This window comes from Legionella massiliensis (assembly GCF_000756815.1).
Classification (GTDB): Bacteria; Pseudomonadota; Gammaproteobacteria; order Legionellales; family Legionellaceae; genus Tatlockia; species Tatlockia massiliensis.
Window position 1 is genome coordinate 475594 of the sequence record NZ_CCVW01000004.1, and the last position, 17442, is coordinate 493035.

Consider the following 17442-nt stretch of genomic DNA (forward strand, 5'->3'; position numbering starts at 1 on the left):
ATAATAAATTGCAGTTACCTGTTTACTGAGGATAAAAATGGCAGATGAGATAAAAGTAAAGATTCCTGATATTGGTGGCGCAACTGGCGTTGATGTCATTGAAGTCATGGTAAAGCCCGGAGACCAAGTTGAGATCGATACTCCGTTGATTACCCTTGAATCAGATAAGGCTAGCATGGAGATTCCTTCACCGCAGGCTGGCAAAATAGCCAAGTTGGAGGTAAAGGTTGGTGATAAGGTTTCAGAGGGCGATCTAATCTTAACTCTAGTTGCGGAAGGGCAAGCGAGTCAAGCGCCTGTTGTTGAACAACAAGCGCAGCAAACTGCTTCCAATACAGAAGAAAAGCCCAAAGAAGAGAAGGCTGAGAAACCGGCAACAAGTTCACAACGTCTTGAGGTAAGAATACCCGATATCGGTGGCGCAACGGATGTTGATGTTATTGAGATTATGGTGAGTGCTGGACAGTCTGTAACCCTTGATCAAGCTCTTATTACGCTAGAAGGCGATAAGGCAACAATGGATATTCCAGCGCCAGCTGCTGGAGTTGTTGAAGATCTAAGGCTGAAGCTTGGTGATAAGGTTTCTCAAGGAGACCTTATTCTGGTGATGAAAGCAGAGCTTGCGGTTGCATCAGCTAGTTCAGAGCCTGTCAAACAAGCTGGACCTGAGAGCGCTGTTGCTAAACCAGAAGCACTAGCTAAGCAAGAAACAGAGAAAACAACTACAGCGACCCTAGCGCTAAGTTCTGAATCAACAGTGGCGGCAAATATTTCTGGTGGCCCAGCTGTTCGTCGTATGGCTCGTGAGTTGGGTGTTAATTTAGCCGAGGTAAAAGGAACCGGCCGTAAATCGCGAATTACCAAGGAAGATATTCAACTTTATGTAAAAACTAAGTTGAGTGAAAAATCCAGTGGTTCTGGTTTTGCCCTTCCTAGTGCTCCAGTGATTGATTTCTCTAAATTTGGTGAAATTGAGGTTAAGCCACTTAATAAGATTAAGCGATTAACTGGTGTTAACGTTCATCGCTCTTGGATAACTATTCCGCATGTTACTCAATTTGATGAAGCTGACATTACTGATTTAGAGGCATTTAGAAAATCAGAATCTGACAATAGCAAACAGACAGGCTATAAGCTAACCATGCTGGCTTTTGTAACTAAAGTAGTTGCTAAGGCCTTGGCTGTTTACCCACAATTCAATGCTTCGCTTGACGCTAGTGGTGAAAATCTAATTTATAAGCAGTATTTCAACATCGGTATTGCAGTAGAAACACCCAATGGTTTAGTCGTGCCAGTAATACGCAACGTTGATCAATTGACTGTTGGTCAAATCGCTGAAGAAATGGCTCGCTTAAGCACGAAGGCGCGTGACAAGGGATTAATGCCTGCTGATATGAGCGGTGGTTGTTTTACCATTTCAAGCCTTGGAGGCATTGGTGGTACAGCCTTTACCCCGATCGTAAACAGTCCTGAAGTGGCTATTTTAGGACTTTCGCGCTCTAGTATTAAACCGGTGTTTATTAATGGTGAATTTAAACCAAGACTGATGCTGCCCTTATCTCTATCCTATGATCATCGAGTTATTGATGGTGCAGAGGCTGCGCGTTTCACACGATACCTGAGTGAATCCTTGGCGGATATTCGACGAATTTTGTTGTAAAAAATCATAATAAAAAATTTAGAAATTTAAAGAGGCCTGTGATGACTGGAAATATTAAAACTGAAGTAGTGGTGCTAGGTAGTGGTCCTGGTGGTTATACAGCAGCATTTCGCGCTGCTGATTTGGGTAAAAAAGTAGTCTTGGTAGAGCGCTTTGATAGCTTAGGTGGCGTATGTTTGAATGTTGGCTGTATCCCATCAAAGGCCTTGTTACATATTGCTAAAGTGGTTGATGAAACCCATGAAATGGCTGATCAGGGTGTGAGCTTCGGCAAGCCCAAACTCGATAACAAAAAAATGGTTGGCTGGAAAAATTCTGTGGTGTCTAAATTGACTGGTGGCTTGAAAATGTTGGCCAAGCAGCGCAAAGTTGAAGTCGTAACTGGCATGGGCAAATTCTCTGGAACTCATCAAATTACCGTTGAAGGAAAAGAGGGCTCCACAACTATTGATTTCGAAAACGCAATTATTGCTGTTGGTAGCGAATCGATTAATCTGCCTTTTATACCCGAAGACCCACGTATTTTCAGTTCTACAGGCGCTTTAGAATTGGCGGACATCAAAGGCAGCTTGCTAGTTTTAGGTGGCGGTATTATCGGTTTAGAAATGGCAACTGTTTACTCCGCTCTAGGCGTAGAAGTGACCGTTGTTGAGTTTATGGATCAATTAATTCCTGGCGCAGATGCTGATTTAGTTAACGTTTTACAAAAACGCATGACCAAAAAAGGCGTCAAATTCCTCCTGAAAACAAAAGTAACTGCAATGGAAGCTAAGAAAGACGGTATCTATGTGTCTATGGAAGGTCAGCATGTCACAGATAAACCTAGCTGCTTCCAACAAGTTCTTGTTTGCGTTGGCAGAAAACCAAATGGTGGTGCAATTGATGGTGGCAAGGCGGGAATCAATGTTGACGAACGCGGCTTTATCAAGGTTGATAAGCAAATGCGCACTAACGTAGCTCATATTTATGCGATTGGTGACGTGGTTGGCCAACCAATGCTTGCTCATAAAGCAATTCCCGAAGGTCGTGTTGCTGCAGAAGTAATTGCTGGATTGAAGCATTATTTTGATCCACGTTGCATACCAAGTGTTGCCTATACCGATCCTGAAATTGCCTGGACTGGTCTGACAGAAAAAGAAGCGAAAGAGAAGGGTATTGCTTGTGAGAAAGCAGTATTTCCTTGGATGGCAAGTGGCCGAGCTTTAAGTATGGGACGTGAAGAGGGAATGACTAAATTACTCTTTGATCCAAAAACTAAGCGTATCCTGGGGGCAGGAATCGTAGGGGTTAATGCAGGTGATTTGATTACAGAAGCGTCTCTGGCAATTGAAATGGAATGTGATGTTGAGGATATTGCTCTGACTATTCATCCTCATCCAACACTTTCTGAGCCTATTGCGATGGCAGCAGAGATTTTTGAAGGGACAATTACTGATCTTTATATGCCTAAGAAGAAAAAGGATTAGGTTAAGTTCCCCTCATCCGCCCTACGGGCACCTTCTCCCCAAAGGGGGAGAAGAGAGATATCAACTTATAAATTTCCTTCGCCCCTCTGGGGAGAAGGTGCCCGTAGGGCAGATGAGGGGTTCTACGAACATAAAACTTGAGGTCACAATGGAATCGATAATCCGTCCAATGAAGCAAAGCGATATTGACAGCGTTTACGCTATTGAAACCGCAACTCACCGTGCTCCCTGGAGTAGGGATATTTTGAGTGATTGTGTTTTAGTGGGTTATGACTGCCGTGTATTTGAGCTCAGTGATAACAATGTGAAGCAAATCGTTGGTTATATGATATGTCGCAATAGTCAATCTATCTGTCATATCCTAAACCTCTGCATTTCGGCTCAAAATCAAAATAAAGGTTATGGCAAATCATTATTAAAATCAGTTCTTGATACCTTGGAAGCTAATCCAAAAATAACCTCTGTTGTATTGGAAGTTCGTCCAAGTAATACAGCTGCTCTTGCCTTGTATAAAAAATTTGGCTTTCAGCAAGATTCAATTAAAGAAGACTATTATATCGATGGCCAAGGTACTGAAGATGCTATTCTACTGAAAAAGGTTTTGATTTAACGTCAGTTATCTTTAACGACTATACTTAGTTTAACCTCACCCTCTGAAGAACATTATGGAAAGTTTTCTGATGCTGAACTAGCAATTTTAAAAAACACCAAATTATTAAAAAATTTCTCTGATGAAGACTTCTCCGAATTTATAAAAATGTCTAAACGAGTTATTTTTGTAGAAGGCGAAATGCTCACCAAAGAAGGCGAAAAAAATGATAATTTCTATATTCTCATAGCCGGCTCTGTTGGTTTGTTTAAGGAATGTGACAAGAAAAATATCAATGAACATATAGGGACTCTGAATAGTGGTGAAACTATTGGTGAAATGAGGGTCATTAAAAACCGAGAGTGCTCACTCACAGTCACTGCTTCTGAGAATCTGACGGCTCTACAAGCGCCGATTAGCCTTTTAGCTGAAAACGCTCACCTCTATGAAAAATTCCTTGAGTCAATAGTAGATATTATTAGTAATCGCTTGCGTGAAACTAATTACTTTACGGCAAAAAGCTCATTAGAAAAGAAGTTGAAAAAAAGGCAATTGCGCTTAAGCATTTTAGGCATCGTAGTTCTATTCGCTTTCCTGTTTGAATTAGGTTTGGGCTTATACTATGTCCTTAATGCAAATGAGTATATTTGTACTAAAATAGACCATAGCCCACCACAATTTCCCCTTTTAAAGCGATGAGGTCATGCCCCTGCATTGCGCTCCCAAAGACGTACGTCATGTCGAACGTAGAGAGACATCTCCTAAGTGTAGCAATGTGCTAATCACGGAGATCCCTCACTATGTTCGGGATGATGGGGTCTTTATCGATGTTTGCCCCGAAGGGGCTTGGGCGCACAGGTTGACGGGGTGAGAGACGTGGCCTTACAGCGATGAGTTTGTCCAGATCCTACATTGTTCAGCAACAACCTTAGGAAACGAATTATACTGTTTCAAAATTTGTCTTAGAGCAGTTGAATCATTATGTTTATGCTGAGCATCCTGCGCAATCTGAAGAATATAACTCATTGAGTTTAAATCATTAGCATAACGCTCAACCTTTTTTATGGTTTCAAGAATATCATCAGCAATCAGCAGTTTTTCAGCAGTATAAGGGTTGATGATCGTTCCTTCGTAGCCGTAACGGCTCGCTTGGAAGCGATTATAGCTATAGACATAATATAATTCCTTGCTGAGTTCAATCGGTCTTTCTTCTAATAGATAACTTGCAAGCGCTTGTATATAGGCTGCTATGACTGTCGCTTTTTTGGTCGTTAATGGGGTATCGCAAACCCGTACTTCAACGGTGCCATATTCTGGTTTAGGGCGGATATCCCAATAAAAATCCTTCATCGTTTCGATAATTCCAAGGTTTTTCATTGTATAAAAATAATTAGAAAACTCTTGCCAATTAATAACAAAGGGAATAACGCCACTTAATGGAAAGGAATTGAAGACGGTTGATCTTGATGAGTGATAATGAGTATCAACCCCCTGATAAAAAGGAGAAGATGCACAAATAGTAATAAATTGTGGGACGTAGCGTGTAAATGCATGGGTTAGATAGATAGCATCTTCTGCACTGCTACAACCAATATGAACATGTTGACCAAATACCGTCGAACGCTTTGATAAATAGCGATAATGTCTTGATAAATTTTTATAGCGCCTAGTTGGGAATATTTTTTGCATTGACCATTTTTGAAAGGGATGTGTGCCACCCCCGCAAAAATGTAAGTCAAAGTTATCTGCAAGTCTTTGGAGAACCATACGGAGGGTATCCAATTCATCTCTTAGATCACTTGCTGAGTAATGAATAGACGAATTTATTTCAATCATCGATTGTGTAATTTCGGGTTTTATTTGTTTGCTATAAGCGCTTTCTTTAATGCTTCGTATCAGATCTTTAGCCCGGGATGTCAGGCCAAAACTGTGGGGATCAATAATTTGTAATTCCAACTCAACGCCGAAGGATAGGGTGCTTGATGGCTTAAAGGGCAGTATTTTCATTGAGTATCCATTCTGCAAAATGCATTGGCAAGTGATCCTATTAAAAGCCTAGTTCATTTTTGCTAAAAATTCTTGCAAATGCAGCTTATCATCCTCACTGTGCAAATAATCTTTTAAACGCTGTAAGGATTTCTCATAATCGCTAGGATCCAGGGTGCCGCGCATTAGTTCAAAACGCAAATAAACGCAATAAGTATTCAAAACATCGGTTTCACAGTAGTCGCGGATGCTTTTTAGATTGCCAGCACAGAATTGTTCCCATACTTTAGCGCCAGACATGCCCATTTTTCCAGGGAATCCAAGCATAGTAGCGATTTGATCTAAGGGAGCAAAGGCTTTATTTTGATAGGCGGCTAAGGTATCCATCAAATCTAGATGACGATAATGAAAACGGTTCAAATAATTATTCCAGCGAAAAGCCTGCTGATTATCTCCTGTCTCCCAATAGGTGGGGGCAGAGATACCATGCAGCAAAGCACGGTAATGAAGTACTGGTAGATCAAAGCCACTGCCATTCCAGCTAATTAAGGTTGGGGTATATTTATCGATACCAGAAAAAAAACGTTGAATCAGATCTTTTTCGTCAGAATGCTCATCGCCAAGCGACCAAACCTTTAGTGTTGCACCTTGGCTTAGAACAAGCGAAATCGCCACGACTTTTTGCAAATAATGAGGTAGAAAGTCATTACCAACCTTTGCCCGGCGCAAAGCAAATAGTGCAGCGGCAGTGTCCTCGTCGGATAAGTTGGCTAGATCATGTAATTTGCGCCCCGCATCAACATCTGGGATGGTTTCTATATCGAATACTAAAATACTCATTTAAATCAATGCCTGGCTGAATTTCTTTGCAATCAAAACTATCACAGCTTTCTTGCTTTGTGAAATAAATGAGCTGACGTTAATTTAATTGTCTGAGCTGAAATCAAATTGATATAAACCTCAGCAGATCACATAATTGTTCTGATAAAAATATTTAATTTTCTCTGCTTTTTTGCTAGGGTCGTGTCACCAACGTTATAGGATCCAAAAAAAATAAAATGAACCTTAAATCGATACTCCTTATTCTAGTTTCACTGCTTTTGGTTTCATGTGCTAGTAAACCCCCTTCAGATGTAAATAATATTTGTAGGATTTTTAAAGAACATCCCCGTTGGTATAAGGATGCTAGGGATGTTCAACGGCGTTGGCATGTACCTATTGCAGTCCAAATGGCAATCGTTCATCAAGAATCGAAATTTGATGCTAAAGCCAGACCTCCTCATCAGAAATTATTATGGATTATTCCTTGGAAAAGACCGACTACTGCCTATGGGTATTCCCAGGCACTTCGTGGGACATGGAAACAGTATAAAAAAGATGAAAATGGTGGCAGTATTTGGGCCAAACGTGATGTTTTCTATCATGCTGTTGATTTCATCGGCTGGTATGCAAATCAGGCGCACCGCGCTGCAGGTATTCCACGTGATGATACCTATCGTCTCTATTTGGCCTATCATGAAGGAATAGGGGGATATAAGAGAAAAACTTATCTGCAGAAACCATGGTTAATCCAGGTTTCTCGAAAGGTAAAAGCTAGGTCGCAAATTTATCAGGCGCAGTTGAATCGCTGTAGTTGATTAAATTTACAACATGCTATGCTAAAAACATGGTATAAATAAAGGATGAATTAGTGTAAACCCAGGTTTACTTTCTAAATTAAGTTATAAGTAGGAGCGAATTGATGCGATTAATGTTATTGGGTGGTCCAGGTGCTGGTAAAGGGACCCAAGCGCTTAAGCTGATCGACCATTTTAAGATACCGCAGATTTCTACAGGGGATATGCTACGTTCAGCTATCGCTGCTGGCACTGAATTAGGCAAAAGCGCTAAAAAGATAATGGATGCAGGGCAACTGGTTTCCGATGACATTATCATTGCTCTGGTGAAAGAACGTCTGCAAAAGCCGGACTGTCATCGAGGTTTTCTATTTGATGGTTTCCCACGCACAATACCCCAAGCTGATGCATTGCGAGAGGCTCAGGTTAGGCTTGATCATGTTATTGAAATCGCAGTGCCTGATGATGAAATTATTAATCGAATTAGTGGTCGTCGTGTACATGTGGCCTCAGGCCGTGTTTACCATGTCAAGTTCAATCCGCCACAAAAAGAAGGGGTTGATGATATTAGCGGTGAACCTTTAATCCAACGTGATGATGACCAGGAAGAAACAATTAAGAATCGTTTGGCGGTTTACCACAAACAGACTGAGCCTCTGGTTAATTACTACAAGGATATGGAACAAGCGGCTAAGAAATTTCATATCCAGGCACCGCAGTTCCATCGTATTAATGGAATGGGCTCAGTAGATAATATTTTCAACAAAATTTTATCCTGTATCTCTGTATCAAGGAGTGAGCATGCCGATTTACACCATGGGGTCTAACGAGTTTGATAAGGTTATTCATTCCAGCGAGCTGGTCTTTATTGATTTTTGGGCTGAGTGGTGCGCGCCATGCAAACAGTTTGCACTAGTCTATGAGCGTGTAGCTGAGCTCAATCCAACGATAACCTTTGCTAAGGTGAATATTGAAGCAGAACCAGAGTTAGCGGATAGTTTGCAAATACGCTCAATACCGCATCTTATGATTTTCAAGCAAGGTATTCTTATCTATTCTGAGGCTGGCTCGATGCCTGAGTCGATGCTAAAAGACTTGGTCGAGCAGGCTATAAAAGCTGATGTTAGTGACATTCGCGCCAAGATAGATGAGGAAGAATAACTGTAGGCGATCCTCTGAACGCTTTACATGAGTTTTGGGCAATCAGCTGAAGTTCACTCCGATCTCCCCCCTATTTCTTTCGCGGGCAGGGGCAGCGCGGAGTGAATTCGGGACTCATTGTCCAAAACTGATTTCATTTGGTATCTTGTATGAATATCAACAAAAACTTAAGACTAATTGGAAGGGCAAGCCGCGAGAATTCGAATTTTCTCTGAGATTACAAATTTTGTTTCGTACAAAACCCTGAAGGCTAGGGATACTCTTTCTAAGTTGAAAATAAATAAACCATGCTATAATGCTTAAATACAAGTCATGACGAGACAATTATGAGCAAACAGGACGAGGAACAAGAACGACGCTCTATTCGTTTTTTTGAACGCTTACCTAATGAAGTAACCCTGCAAATTTTTGCACAATTGAACGCCGCTGATTTAGCGGCAGTCGCTCAAACATCCTATGCTGGCAAGGAACTTGCATCGGATCCTGAGCTTGCTCTATTTCAATACAAGCTTGAACATAAAGGCTGTTTGCTTGATCAAGACACAGCTGTAATTCTGAGAGAAAATGATCCGCCTTTGTATTCACAGCTTCGTATAATTTCCAAGACGCAGGGAAAGGTTGAAATGTCAATTAAGCCTGAGAACGCAGATAAGATCGCCGCAGCAATTAAAATTGGAGGCCCAGATGTCGTTACGGCTCTTAGGGCACTATCGCTTGATCCTATAACAAAATTTTTGAATGGCTTGGATGAGGTTGCACAGGCTACAAATACAAGTTCTTCAGCTACACCCTAAGGATGAGCATTATTGTGTGGCTTGAAATCCGGGAGCAGTGGTACGACCTCCTGGATTTCGCTTCGCTCTGAGGAATCCTGGCATTTTTTTTAAACAGAACGCATGCGCCATATAAGTTCTTTCTGTTCTTTTGTGTGTCATTCCCGCGTAGGCGGGAAACCATTTCTCAAAGTGGTTCCTCACTTTGTTTGCACGATGGTTTCCCGCCTACGCGGGAACGACACACATATAAGTCAAAGTAGCCGATTAATGTTTACATAGTTATATAAATGATTCTTTGATTAAAAAAATGCCAGGATCACTCAGCGCTTCGCTGCATCCAGGCTACGGGTAATAGGTCTAAGTTCGCAAAGACTTTATTTTATCTGAACAGTTACAAGGGGTTCTAATTTCTCAGATACTGCTCGTTCAACCTTAGCTAATCGTTCAGAGAGAATTTTAGCAGACGAGCTATGAATCAAACTGTTCTCAATAAGTGTATTACAGAGGTCTTTTCCTTGCTGTAACTTAGCGTTTAAGGGATGGTCTCTGCTATCAAGTTTTGTGATATTCGCCTCTACTTCATCAAACAGCGCGTTGCACTGGGTATTTAATAATTTTGCGTAGATCGTTTTCATATCAGGGGTATTGCGGTCTTCGCTAAGCATAGACCCAAGTTCTTGCAAGCCTTTATCGACATAGTCTTTGACTAAATCATATTTTTTCTGTGCCTTGGCTATAAGGGCTAAATTAGAATAAATTTTAGCAATTTCGTCTTTATGCTCGCCTGGCATATTGGAGGTCAGCAAACTGAGAGCCTCGTTGTAAAACTTATGTGCAAAACCATATTCTTTTGAAGAGAATTTGAGAGCGGCAAAAGCTTTATAACTCATTGCTAAGTCATCAATGTTGTTTTTTATTTGCGTTCTAAGTTCAACCTCGGTTTCCGGTAGCAATTCTAAGGCTGTTGCTAATAAGGTTTTGCTTTGCTCTAAGCTTGTTACCTCTGCAAGATGACCATAGTTGTCAATTTTAAATTGAGGAACTTTTTGAGAGGGTGTTCCTTTCTGGCAGCTATCTCGATAGGCTTGAACTCCTAATCGCTCTATTTCACTAACAATTTGCCTTAGCCCTTTAAGAATAATTTCCCCTTGTTCTGGTGTTTCTGCCAAGGCTAGGGCTTCACTATAGATTTTTCCTTTTTCTAGAAGAGCTGAATCAAGCCTTTCCCTGTTATTTTTATATTCGTCTTTAAGTGTAGTTCTATGTAATCCTAGCGGGCCTTGTAGCGAGTGCTCGTAGGCCTCTTGGTTTAAAACAAGCCCACCATCCAGGTCTCTCATGAATGAGTCAACCAAGGTATCAGCCCTAAATGCACCGCTGCGAATTCCAATCCCCGGGCGATAATCGGGTTCTATTTGTGCATCACCACAGGGAATAACCACAGGCAATCCAGAACTTGTATAAACCGGTTCTGTAACCTCATGAGGATTTACCCCAAAAGGAAGAAATTTCATTGCGCCATCTTCAACGGTAAATTCAATATCATCATTTTCTGTTTTTAAATAGAGTAAAGCCTTCAACCAGGCAAGTTGTTCAGATGGTTCTGATTCAGCGAGCTCTGGTGGGATTTCAAAGTAAAAATAAAAACGTTGCATATCGTCATCTTTGTTTTCCCCTTTAGGCGTGTATTTTCTAATAGACAACTCGGGTTCTTTAAAATGAGGCCAGCCGAATTCAGTGCGTAATTTTTCTAATGCCAGGGCATGTTTTAAGGGATCTTTAACCATTTTCCCAGCAATTAGCTTGGCATTTTCGCCATCCATATGAACATAAGCAACAAAGTGATTTTTTATCGGATTGTCAGCAACTTGCCTTATTGTAAAAGGCTTTTTCTCTGAGGTTGACTGTTGATTGACCTGATTAATAAGCGTTCTTCTCGGGCCTGTAGAATCAATAACTATCTCACAGGGTATCTTACGACCGTCCTCAAGTACCAGCGCCTTACCCTCAATTGCTGCAACCTTGCCCCGCACAAATTTGATCCCATGGTTTTGTGCTTCCTTATAAAGGGCTTTCTCTAAGTCCATAATGAAGATAGAGCTTCCACTGTCATCACCATCCGGCAAAAGGTTATGATCAAGTTCGACATTACGCTCTATAACATCAAGAACATTCTTTGCCACAATACCAGGCCTGCTATAAAGATTTAATTTAGGCTCCACAACGGTTACGGTTGCTTTTAACCCATATTTCTCTATTAATTTGCTTATCCTAATTGCAGTATATAAGCCAATTGGTCCACCACCAGCTATCACAATATTTTTCATATTGCTAACCTCGGAATGCAAGATGATCAATATATAGGCAAGTATAGTCGAGATTTTTAGCTTGATTTGGTATGGATAGCTGGGGGATTAAGTTAGGCGAAGATAAAATCTTATAGGCCGGCCAATTAAAAATGACAATAGGCAGAATGCTCTAAATAATCCATTAGAGCCTGTTTGTTCTCAGGTAAAAAGGCTAAACCGAGTTTTGTACGCCGCCAGAGAATGTCTTCGCAATCTCTAGCCCATTCCTCCTTACATAAATAATCGACCTCAACTTGATAAAGCCCGCTACCAAAATGCTGGCCAAGATCAGACATCTTGGTACAGCCTTCGAGTAATTGTTCTGTCCGAGTGCCGTAGTTATGCAGATAACGTGTTTTGACGGTTTCCTCAAGCCAAAAATATTTTTCTTCAGCATGAGCTAAATATTCTTTATACGACCAATTAGCTAGGGTCGCTCCTGGTAGAGGGGTAAATTCTGATTGGGATTTGGCAAGATTGGGAAAGCAAGGTTCGAGTAGATTAATAGCTTCTAGGGAGGATTGTCTGTAAGTAGTGATTTTTCCACCATAAATCGTCACAGCCGCTGCGGGCGTATTGCTATAGCTGACTATATAGTCTCTGCTAATGGCACTAAGTTCCTCTCCCTCAGCGGCAATCAAGGGTCTAACCCCACTCCAAGAAGTAATTATATTTTCACGCTTTAAGGGATTAATGAGGTAATTATCTACAAGCTTACAAAGATACTCTATTTCATCGCTAGAAATATTAACCTCATCTGGTGAGTCATTAAAAGCTACGTCAGTAGTACCGATCATCGTATGACCATGGTAGGGAACAATAAAAACAATACGATGATCTACGTTTTGTAAAAGATAAGCATGGTTTCCTTCATAAAGTCGATGGACAACAAGATGCGAGCCTTTGACCAGGGACATTTTATATTTAGAAGGAAGCTTTAAGAGCTGATTAATAGATTGAACCCAAGGGCCAGCAGCGTTGATCACAGACTTTGCCCTTATAATCTGCTGTTCTCCTGACTTGGTACGAACTCTTAGTTCCCACAGATTATCAATCACATTTGCCTCTAGCAGTTCAGTATTAGTATGAATTGACGCGCCATGTTTCTTAGCTTGTAGCGCATTAGCGATAGTCAAGCGAGCATCGTCGGTCGTGCAGTCATAAAACAAGAAGCCTTTGTCGAAATGATCAATTAAGGGTGAGAAGTAATCAGGTTGACGAGCGCGCCTGATGAGTTTTGACTTGGGAAGTTCATTTTTACGGCTCAGGTTATCGTAGAAGAATAAGCCTGTACGCAATAACCAGGTCGGGCGCATATCTTGCTGGTAGGGCAGGACAAAGGGAAGGGGATGGACTAAATAAGGGGCTAAGGTTAATAACAGTTGGCGTTCATCCAGGGCTTTTTTTACCAGTGCAAAGTCATAATGCTCGAGATATCTTAAGCCACCATGGATTAACTTGCTGCTTGAGGATGAGGTTTTTGAGGCTAAGTCATCTTTTTCACAAAGGATAACCGATAATCCACGAAGCGCTGCGTCGGCTGCAGCACCGCAACCATTAATTCCTCCCCCAATAATTGCAACGTCAAAAACCTGATCCATGTTTTGGTCTCCGCAAAAAGCGTATAAAATTAGTTTTTGATTATAATAACGTCAGTTATGGATAAGAATCATTTAAAATCGAGAAAAATAAATGTAATCGAGGCAAAAGCGTCCAAAAAGTGCAGGACTAGCACGGCTAATTCGAGCATTTTTGGACGCTTTTAACGATGAGTACATTGATTTCTCGATTTTAAATGATTCTTATCCATAACTGACGTTAATAGGGAAATAGAATCTAATGACATACCTTCTTGCTATCGATCAGGGAACCAGTAGTACTCGGGCAATGCTTTACACCGCTAGTGGTGAGCTAGTAACAGCAAGCCAATACTCTCTTAATCAATTCTATCCACAGCCTGGCTGGGTAGAGCATGATCCAGAAGAAATCTGGCAAAAAACGCTTAAAGCAATGCAAGATGTGACTAGACGCGTAAACACAAAGGAAGTTATTGCTTGCGGGATTACTAATCAACGCGAAACTACTCTAATTTGGGATAAGCAAAGCGGCAAATGTTTAGCCCCTGCTATTGTTTGGCAAGACAGGCGTACCCAAGCATTTTGCGAATCCTTAATCGACAAGACAGCGTTTATTCAGGCGAAAACAGGCTTGTTGCCTGATCCTTATTTTTCAGCCTCAAAATTGCATTGGCTCCTGCAAAATATCCCCGAAGCCAGAACGCTAGCAGCAAAAAATCAGCTTGCCTTCGGTACGATTGATAGTTTTTTAGTTTGGCGTTTAACCGGCAATAAAGTGCACTGCACCGATATTAGCAATGCCTCACGAACCATGCTGTTTAATATCTTTGAGCAACGATGGGATGAGGAATTACTTGCCTTATTCGATATTCCAGTTTCAGTGCTACCCGAAGTTTGTTCTTCAGATAACCATTTTGGGCTAATCAATAATAAGGAATTAAATTTATCGATCCCAATTAGAGCTGTTGTTGGTGATCAACAGGCCGCGCTTATCGGCCAACGCTGCTTTAATCATGGCATGATTAAGGCAACCTATGGCACGGGTGGTTTCCTGCTGATGAATACGGGGAATAAGCCTGTGATGTCTAAGCATAAGCTTTTAACAACGATTGCTTATCAAATAAAGGGGGAAACCAGTTATGGCTTGGAGGGGAGCATTTATCAGGCAGGGACCACCGTAAAATGGCTGCGTGATGAACTAAAACTCTTTGAAAACGCGGCTGATACTGAGGGTTTGGCAAAGTCTTTGCAATCCAATGAGGGGGTTTATCTTGTTCCATCATTTACTGGATTAGGCGCACCACATTGGTTAGCTACAGCAGGTGCTGCTATTGTTGGTTTGGCAAGAACATCTAATCGCGCCCATTTTGCCCGCGCGGCTCTCGAATCAGTTTGTTATCAAACCAGAGATGTATTGACCTGTATGCGCGAGGATAGCGGAATGGAACTATCCTTATTGCGTGTTGACGGAGGGATGGCGGCAAATCAATGGTTTTTGCAATTTTTATCCTCGCAATGCGGACTAGCCGTACAGCGCCCAGTAGATATTGAAACAACTGCGCAGGGTGCTGCAATCCTTGCCGCTCTTAGTTGTGGCTTAGCTGATTCGCTGGAGGAATTGCAAAAGAGCTGGAGTTGCCAACATGAGTTTCAACCAGAAGATAGAGAAAGTATTGAAACTGAATATCAAGGCTGGCAGCGTGCTTTGCGTATGGTGAAGGCAGGGGGAGTTTAATGCGCTGGGCACCTTCTCCCTTTTAGGGAGAAGGTGCCCGAAGGGTGGATGAGGGTTCATAGAACGCAGCGAAGGACAGGAGACTAGTTATTAGTCGGAGTAGAAGGAATATACTCTTCACTATCTGAGTCTAAAACCTGCTCTTCATCAAGGCCATCGTCTGATCCATCGGGGGGAGTTTGTGGTATTTGCCAGAAAGTCGTATCCATATACTGTCCATAGGAATATTGTTGCATCATTTGTAAATGAACTGCGCGAATTTTGTCTAGCCCAGATTGCTCGTAAGCTGCTAAGGAAAATTGTTGAGGATTAAGAACGGTGCCTATTAAATGAACAGCATCCACTGTTGGACTAAGTTGCTCTGCAAAAAAAGTACTTATCTGACTAAAAGTCGAAAATTCTAAGCAATGACCTTGGAAGTCCAGGGTTTTCAGGGCAGGCAGCCGGGTTAAATTGGGTAGTCCTGGAGCTGACCCAAAACCATTTGATGTAAGGTCAAGAGTTTGTAGACCCGGGGGAAGTGCTTCACAGATCCTATCCATGTAGCCAATAAAATGGCATAAATTATTTGAAGATAGAGAAAGAGTTCTTATGTTTCTTGGTATAGTACGCAGAAACTCTAAAAATTCTTCCGGGGTTAATTGATCAAAACTGTTTTCACTCAAATCCAGGCTATCCAAATGTGTCAGTTGGGATAAGGCGGCAGCGAAACGTCTAAAATTTTCTGAGTTAATCTCTTGCCGGGTTAGACCAAGGTGAGTAATTGTTTTAGGTACTGCATTAAGGATTTGTATTTGATCGGCTTGTGGACGATGTGTAATTCCTGAGCCCTCAAGTAACAAAGAGCGCAGACCAGTTTCAGTCAATGCATTGAGTAGGCTGCAAAATTGCGCAGTGGTTTCTGTTGCCAGACCCTCTGGATTGACTATGAGTTTTTTAATCTGTGGGGGTAGGGACTTAAAAAGATGTTCCGCATGGGGCAGTATTAAGGAATTAAAATTGATAGAAGCGAGGTCTAAATCGGTGATGAATTGTGGAATACGTTGGGCTAGCAGCTGTAGCTCTTCGAGAGTCTTATTACTATTCTCGTAATCGGTAATAATCAGATAGTCTGTGTTGTCGGGAATATTAGCAAATTCACCTAGCAAAGATTCCATTGAGCGTGTGCCGACATTTTCCAATTGATACATCATAATTGATAAACCTCAAGTTTTAGGCTAGGTCCCTGTCAGCAACAAAGCATCAGGGACCTTGCTTGGTTTTATAAAAGTTCTAATGCCAAAGCAATACCTTGGCCTCCGCCTATACAAAGCGTCACAATACCGCGCTTTAAGCCATCGCGTTGCATAGAATGCAGCAAGCGAGTAGTTAAAATGGCCCCAGTTGCACCAATTGGGTGCCCATGGGCAATTGCGCCCCCTTCAACATTAACGATCTCTTCTTTGAAACCTAGATCACGCATAACCGCAATGGCTATAGCAGCAAAGGCCTCATTAATTTCAACTCGTTCTACATCTTCAATCCGCCATTTCGCTCTTTCCAAGGCTTGTTTGACAGCCGGAACAGGTCCTATCCCAAACATGCCAGGCTCAACTGCTCCGATACCATAAGCAACAATACGAGCCATCGGTTTGAGCTGATGCTTATTAGCAAATTTTGCGTCAGCAATGATCATAGCCGCAGCTGCCGTATTGAGGCCAGGCGCATTGCCCGCGGTGATAGTTCCGTCTTTGCGGAAGGCGGGTTTGAGTTTTGCTAGGGTTTCTGCACTGGTGTCAGGTCGATTATGTTCATCCTTTTGGAAAAGTTCTACGCCCTTGCGGGTAGTAATTTCAACCGGGCAGATCTCAGCCTCAAACTTTCCTGCTGCCTGTGCTTTGGCAAAGCGCTGTTGTGTGCGAAGTGCCCACGCATCTTGCTCTTCGCGGGAAATAGAATATTTATTGACAAGATCTTCTGTATGCCAACCAGAATGCATGGATGAGAAGGCATCATGTAAACCATCAATTAACATACTATCACCCAGTTTTCCTTCGCCAAGGCGATAACCCCAGCGTGCTGAGTTAAGGAGGTAGGGACAGAGATCCATATTTTCCATACCACCAGCAATTGCACAGGAAATATTCCCGCTAATTACTTCCAGATAGGCTGAAACAACAGCTTGGGCTCCTGAACCACAAACCCGATTTACTGTGTAGGCGGGAACGTTGACTGGAATCCCACTTTTAACTGCAGCTTGCCTTGCCGAGTTCATCCCGGTTCCTGCTTGCACGACATGCCCCATAACAACAGCTTGCACTTCATCAGGCGCTAATTTTGCTCGTCTGAGAGTTTCGCTGATAACAGTGGCACCAAGTAAAGTAGCGGGAGTTTCCTTTAAAGTACCATTAAAAGTACCAATAGCAGTTCGTGTTGGCGAACAGATGAGAATGTCGGTCATGATATTTCCTTATCCTGTGCAAAGAGAGATCTTAGTCAGTTTAGACGCAGGGCAAGATTGTAGCAAATTGATAATTTGGAGGATAGGT

15 protein-coding genes are annotated in these 17442 nt (G+C 41.9%); 9 read left to right on the plus strand and 6 right to left on the minus strand.

Features of this window, described 5'->3' with window-relative positions; all coding sequences use genetic code 11:
- Positions 1-37: 37 nt before the first annotated feature.
- From aceF to BN1094_RS16835, 4 genes are all read left to right on the plus strand, one after another.
- The gene (gene aceF, locus BN1094_RS16820; protein WP_044012303.1) at positions 38-1660 is read left to right on the plus strand and encodes a dihydrolipoyllysine-residue acetyltransferase; all 1623 of its coding nucleotides are present in this window, start codon (positions 38-40) and stop codon (positions 1658-1660) included.
- Positions 1661-1701: 41 nt separating this feature from the next.
- Positions 1702-3126, plus strand: coding sequence for a dihydrolipoyl dehydrogenase (gene lpdA, locus BN1094_RS16825; protein ID WP_044012304.1), 1425 nt, complete (start codon positions 1702-1704; stop codon positions 3124-3126).
- A gap of 148 nt (positions 3127-3274) precedes the next feature.
- On the plus strand, positions 3275-3736 hold the full coding sequence (rimI, locus tag BN1094_RS16830; RefSeq protein ID WP_044012305.1) for a ribosomal protein S18-alanine N-acetyltransferase: 462 nt from the start codon (positions 3275-3277) through the stop codon (positions 3734-3736).
- Positions 3737-3883: 147 nt separating this feature from the next.
- Positions 3884-4414 (plus strand): cyclic nucleotide-binding domain-containing protein, encoded by a 531-nt coding sequence (locus BN1094_RS16835; RefSeq protein ID WP_052403353.1) that lies wholly within the window; start codon positions 3884-3886, stop codon positions 4412-4414.
- A gap of 183 nt (positions 4415-4597) precedes the next feature.
- Here the strand turns inward: BN1094_RS16835 and BN1094_RS16840 are convergent, their stop codons facing one another.
- Together BN1094_RS16840 and BN1094_RS16845 are read right to left on the minus strand one after the other, a co-directional pair.
- Positions 4598-5722: a YbdK family carboxylate-amine ligase gene (locus BN1094_RS16840; RefSeq protein WP_044012307.1), complete on the minus strand. Its 1125-nt coding sequence runs from the start codon at positions 5720-5722 to the stop codon at positions 4598-4600.
- 48 nt (positions 5723-5770) lie between these two features.
- Positions 5771-6541, minus strand: a complete 771-nt coding sequence (locus tag BN1094_RS16845; RefSeq protein WP_044012309.1) for a 3'-5' exonuclease — start codon at positions 6539-6541, stop codon at positions 5771-5773.
- A 218-nt stretch (positions 6542-6759) separates the two neighbouring features.
- On the opposite strand from BN1094_RS16845, the gene BN1094_RS16850 reads away from it, so the two are divergent.
- The 4 genes from BN1094_RS16850 to BN1094_RS16865 all read left to right on the plus strand — a co-directional run bounded on the left by BN1094_RS16850 (position 6760) and on the right by BN1094_RS16865 (position 9272).
- On the plus strand, positions 6760-7338 hold the full coding sequence (locus tag BN1094_RS16850; RefSeq protein ID WP_044012310.1) for a transglycosylase SLT domain-containing protein: 579 nt from the start codon (positions 6760-6762) through the stop codon (positions 7336-7338).
- 104 nt (positions 7339-7442) lie between these two features.
- A complete protein-coding gene (adk, locus tag BN1094_RS16855; RefSeq protein ID WP_044012311.1) occupies positions 7443-8144 on the plus strand; it encodes an adenylate kinase in 702 nt (233 codons plus the stop codon).
- The gene (locus BN1094_RS16860; protein WP_044012312.1) at positions 8119-8478 is read left to right on the plus strand and encodes a thioredoxin family protein; all 360 of its coding nucleotides are present in this window, start codon (positions 8119-8121) and stop codon (positions 8476-8478) included. The genes adk and BN1094_RS16860 overlap by 26 nt, the downstream gene beginning before the upstream one ends.
- Before the next feature lie 326 nt (positions 8479-8804).
- Entirely contained in the window at positions 8805-9272 is a 468-nt protein-coding gene (locus BN1094_RS16865) for an F-box protein (RefSeq protein WP_044012313.1), read from the plus strand.
- Between the two features lie 356 nt (positions 9273-9628).
- On the opposite strand, the gene BN1094_RS16870 is transcribed toward BN1094_RS16865, so the two are convergent.
- Both BN1094_RS16870 and glpD read right to left on the minus strand, forming a co-directional pair.
- A complete protein-coding gene (locus tag BN1094_RS16870) occupies positions 9629-11581 on the minus strand; it encodes a hypothetical protein (RefSeq protein ID WP_044012314.1) in 1953 nt (650 codons plus the stop codon).
- 125 nt (positions 11582-11706) lie between these two features.
- Complete coding sequence (glpD, locus tag BN1094_RS16875) at positions 11707-13203, minus strand: glycerol-3-phosphate dehydrogenase (protein WP_044012315.1); 1497 nt, start codon at positions 13201-13203, stop codon at positions 11707-11709.
- A gap of 238 nt (positions 13204-13441) precedes the next feature.
- Here glpD and glpK point away from each other — a divergent pair, with 238 nt between their 5' ends.
- Positions 13442-14914 (plus strand): glycerol kinase GlpK, encoded by a 1473-nt coding sequence (gene glpK / locus BN1094_RS16880; protein ID WP_044012316.1) that lies wholly within the window; start codon positions 13442-13444, stop codon positions 14912-14914.
- Positions 14915-14997: 83 nt separating this feature from the next.
- Here glpK and BN1094_RS16885 read toward each other — a convergent pair whose 3' ends face one another.
- Together BN1094_RS16885 and BN1094_RS16890 are read right to left on the minus strand one after the other, a co-directional pair.
- Complete coding sequence (locus tag BN1094_RS16885) at positions 14998-16107, minus strand: leucine-rich repeat domain-containing protein (RefSeq protein ID WP_141650506.1); 1110 nt, start codon at positions 16105-16107, stop codon at positions 14998-15000.
- A 68-nt stretch (positions 16108-16175) separates the two neighbouring features.
- On the minus strand, positions 16176-17354 hold the full coding sequence (locus tag BN1094_RS16890; RefSeq protein WP_044012318.1) for an acetyl-CoA C-acetyltransferase: 1179 nt from the start codon (positions 17352-17354) through the stop codon (positions 16176-16178).
- Positions 17355-17442: the final 88 nt, after the last annotated feature.

Bases quoted from the DNA above. Each gene is read 5' to 3' on its own strand.
- aceF (WP_044012303.1), top strand. From the start codon at position 38: ATGGCAGATGAGATAAAAGTAAAGATTCCTGATATTGGTGGCGCAACT.
- lpdA (WP_044012304.1), top strand. From the start codon at position 1,702: ATGACTGGAAATATTAAAACTGAAGTAGTGGTGCTAGGTAGTGGTCCT.
- rimI (WP_044012305.1), top strand. From the start codon at position 3,275: ATGGAATCGATAATCCGTCCAATGAAGCAAAGCGATATTGACAGCGTT.
- BN1094_RS16835 (WP_052403353.1), top strand. From the start codon at position 3,884: ATGTCTAAACGAGTTATTTTTGTAGAAGGCGAAATGCTCACCAAAGAA.
- BN1094_RS16840 (WP_044012307.1), bottom strand. From the start codon at position 5,722: ATGAAAATACTGCCCTTTAAGCCATCAAGCACCCTATCCTTCGGCGTT.
- BN1094_RS16845 (WP_044012309.1), bottom strand. From the start codon at position 6,541: ATGAGTATTTTAGTATTCGATATAGAAACCATCCCAGATGTTGATGCG.
- BN1094_RS16850 (WP_044012310.1), top strand. From the start codon at position 6,760: ATGAACCTTAAATCGATACTCCTTATTCTAGTTTCACTGCTTTTGGTT.
- adk (WP_044012311.1), top strand. From the start codon at position 7,443: ATGCGATTAATGTTATTGGGTGGTCCAGGTGCTGGTAAAGGGACCCAA.
- BN1094_RS16860 (WP_044012312.1), top strand. From the start codon at position 8,119: ATGCCGATTTACACCATGGGGTCTAACGAGTTTGATAAGGTTATTCAT.
- BN1094_RS16865 (WP_044012313.1), top strand. From the start codon at position 8,805: ATGAGCAAACAGGACGAGGAACAAGAACGACGCTCTATTCGTTTTTTT.
- BN1094_RS16870 (WP_044012314.1), bottom strand. From the start codon at position 11,581: ATGAAAAATATTGTGATAGCTGGTGGTGGACCAATTGGCTTATATACT.
- glpD (WP_044012315.1), bottom strand. From the start codon at position 13,203: ATGGATCAGGTTTTTGACGTTGCAATTATTGGGGGAGGAATTAATGGT.
- glpK (WP_044012316.1), top strand. From the start codon at position 13,442: ATGACATACCTTCTTGCTATCGATCAGGGAACCAGTAGTACTCGGGCA.
- BN1094_RS16885 (WP_141650506.1), bottom strand. From the start codon at position 16,107: ATGATGTATCAATTGGAAAATGTCGGCACACGCTCAATGGAATCTTTG.
- BN1094_RS16890 (WP_044012318.1), bottom strand. From the start codon at position 17,354: ATGACCGACATTCTCATCTGTTCGCCAACACGAACTGCTATTGGTACT.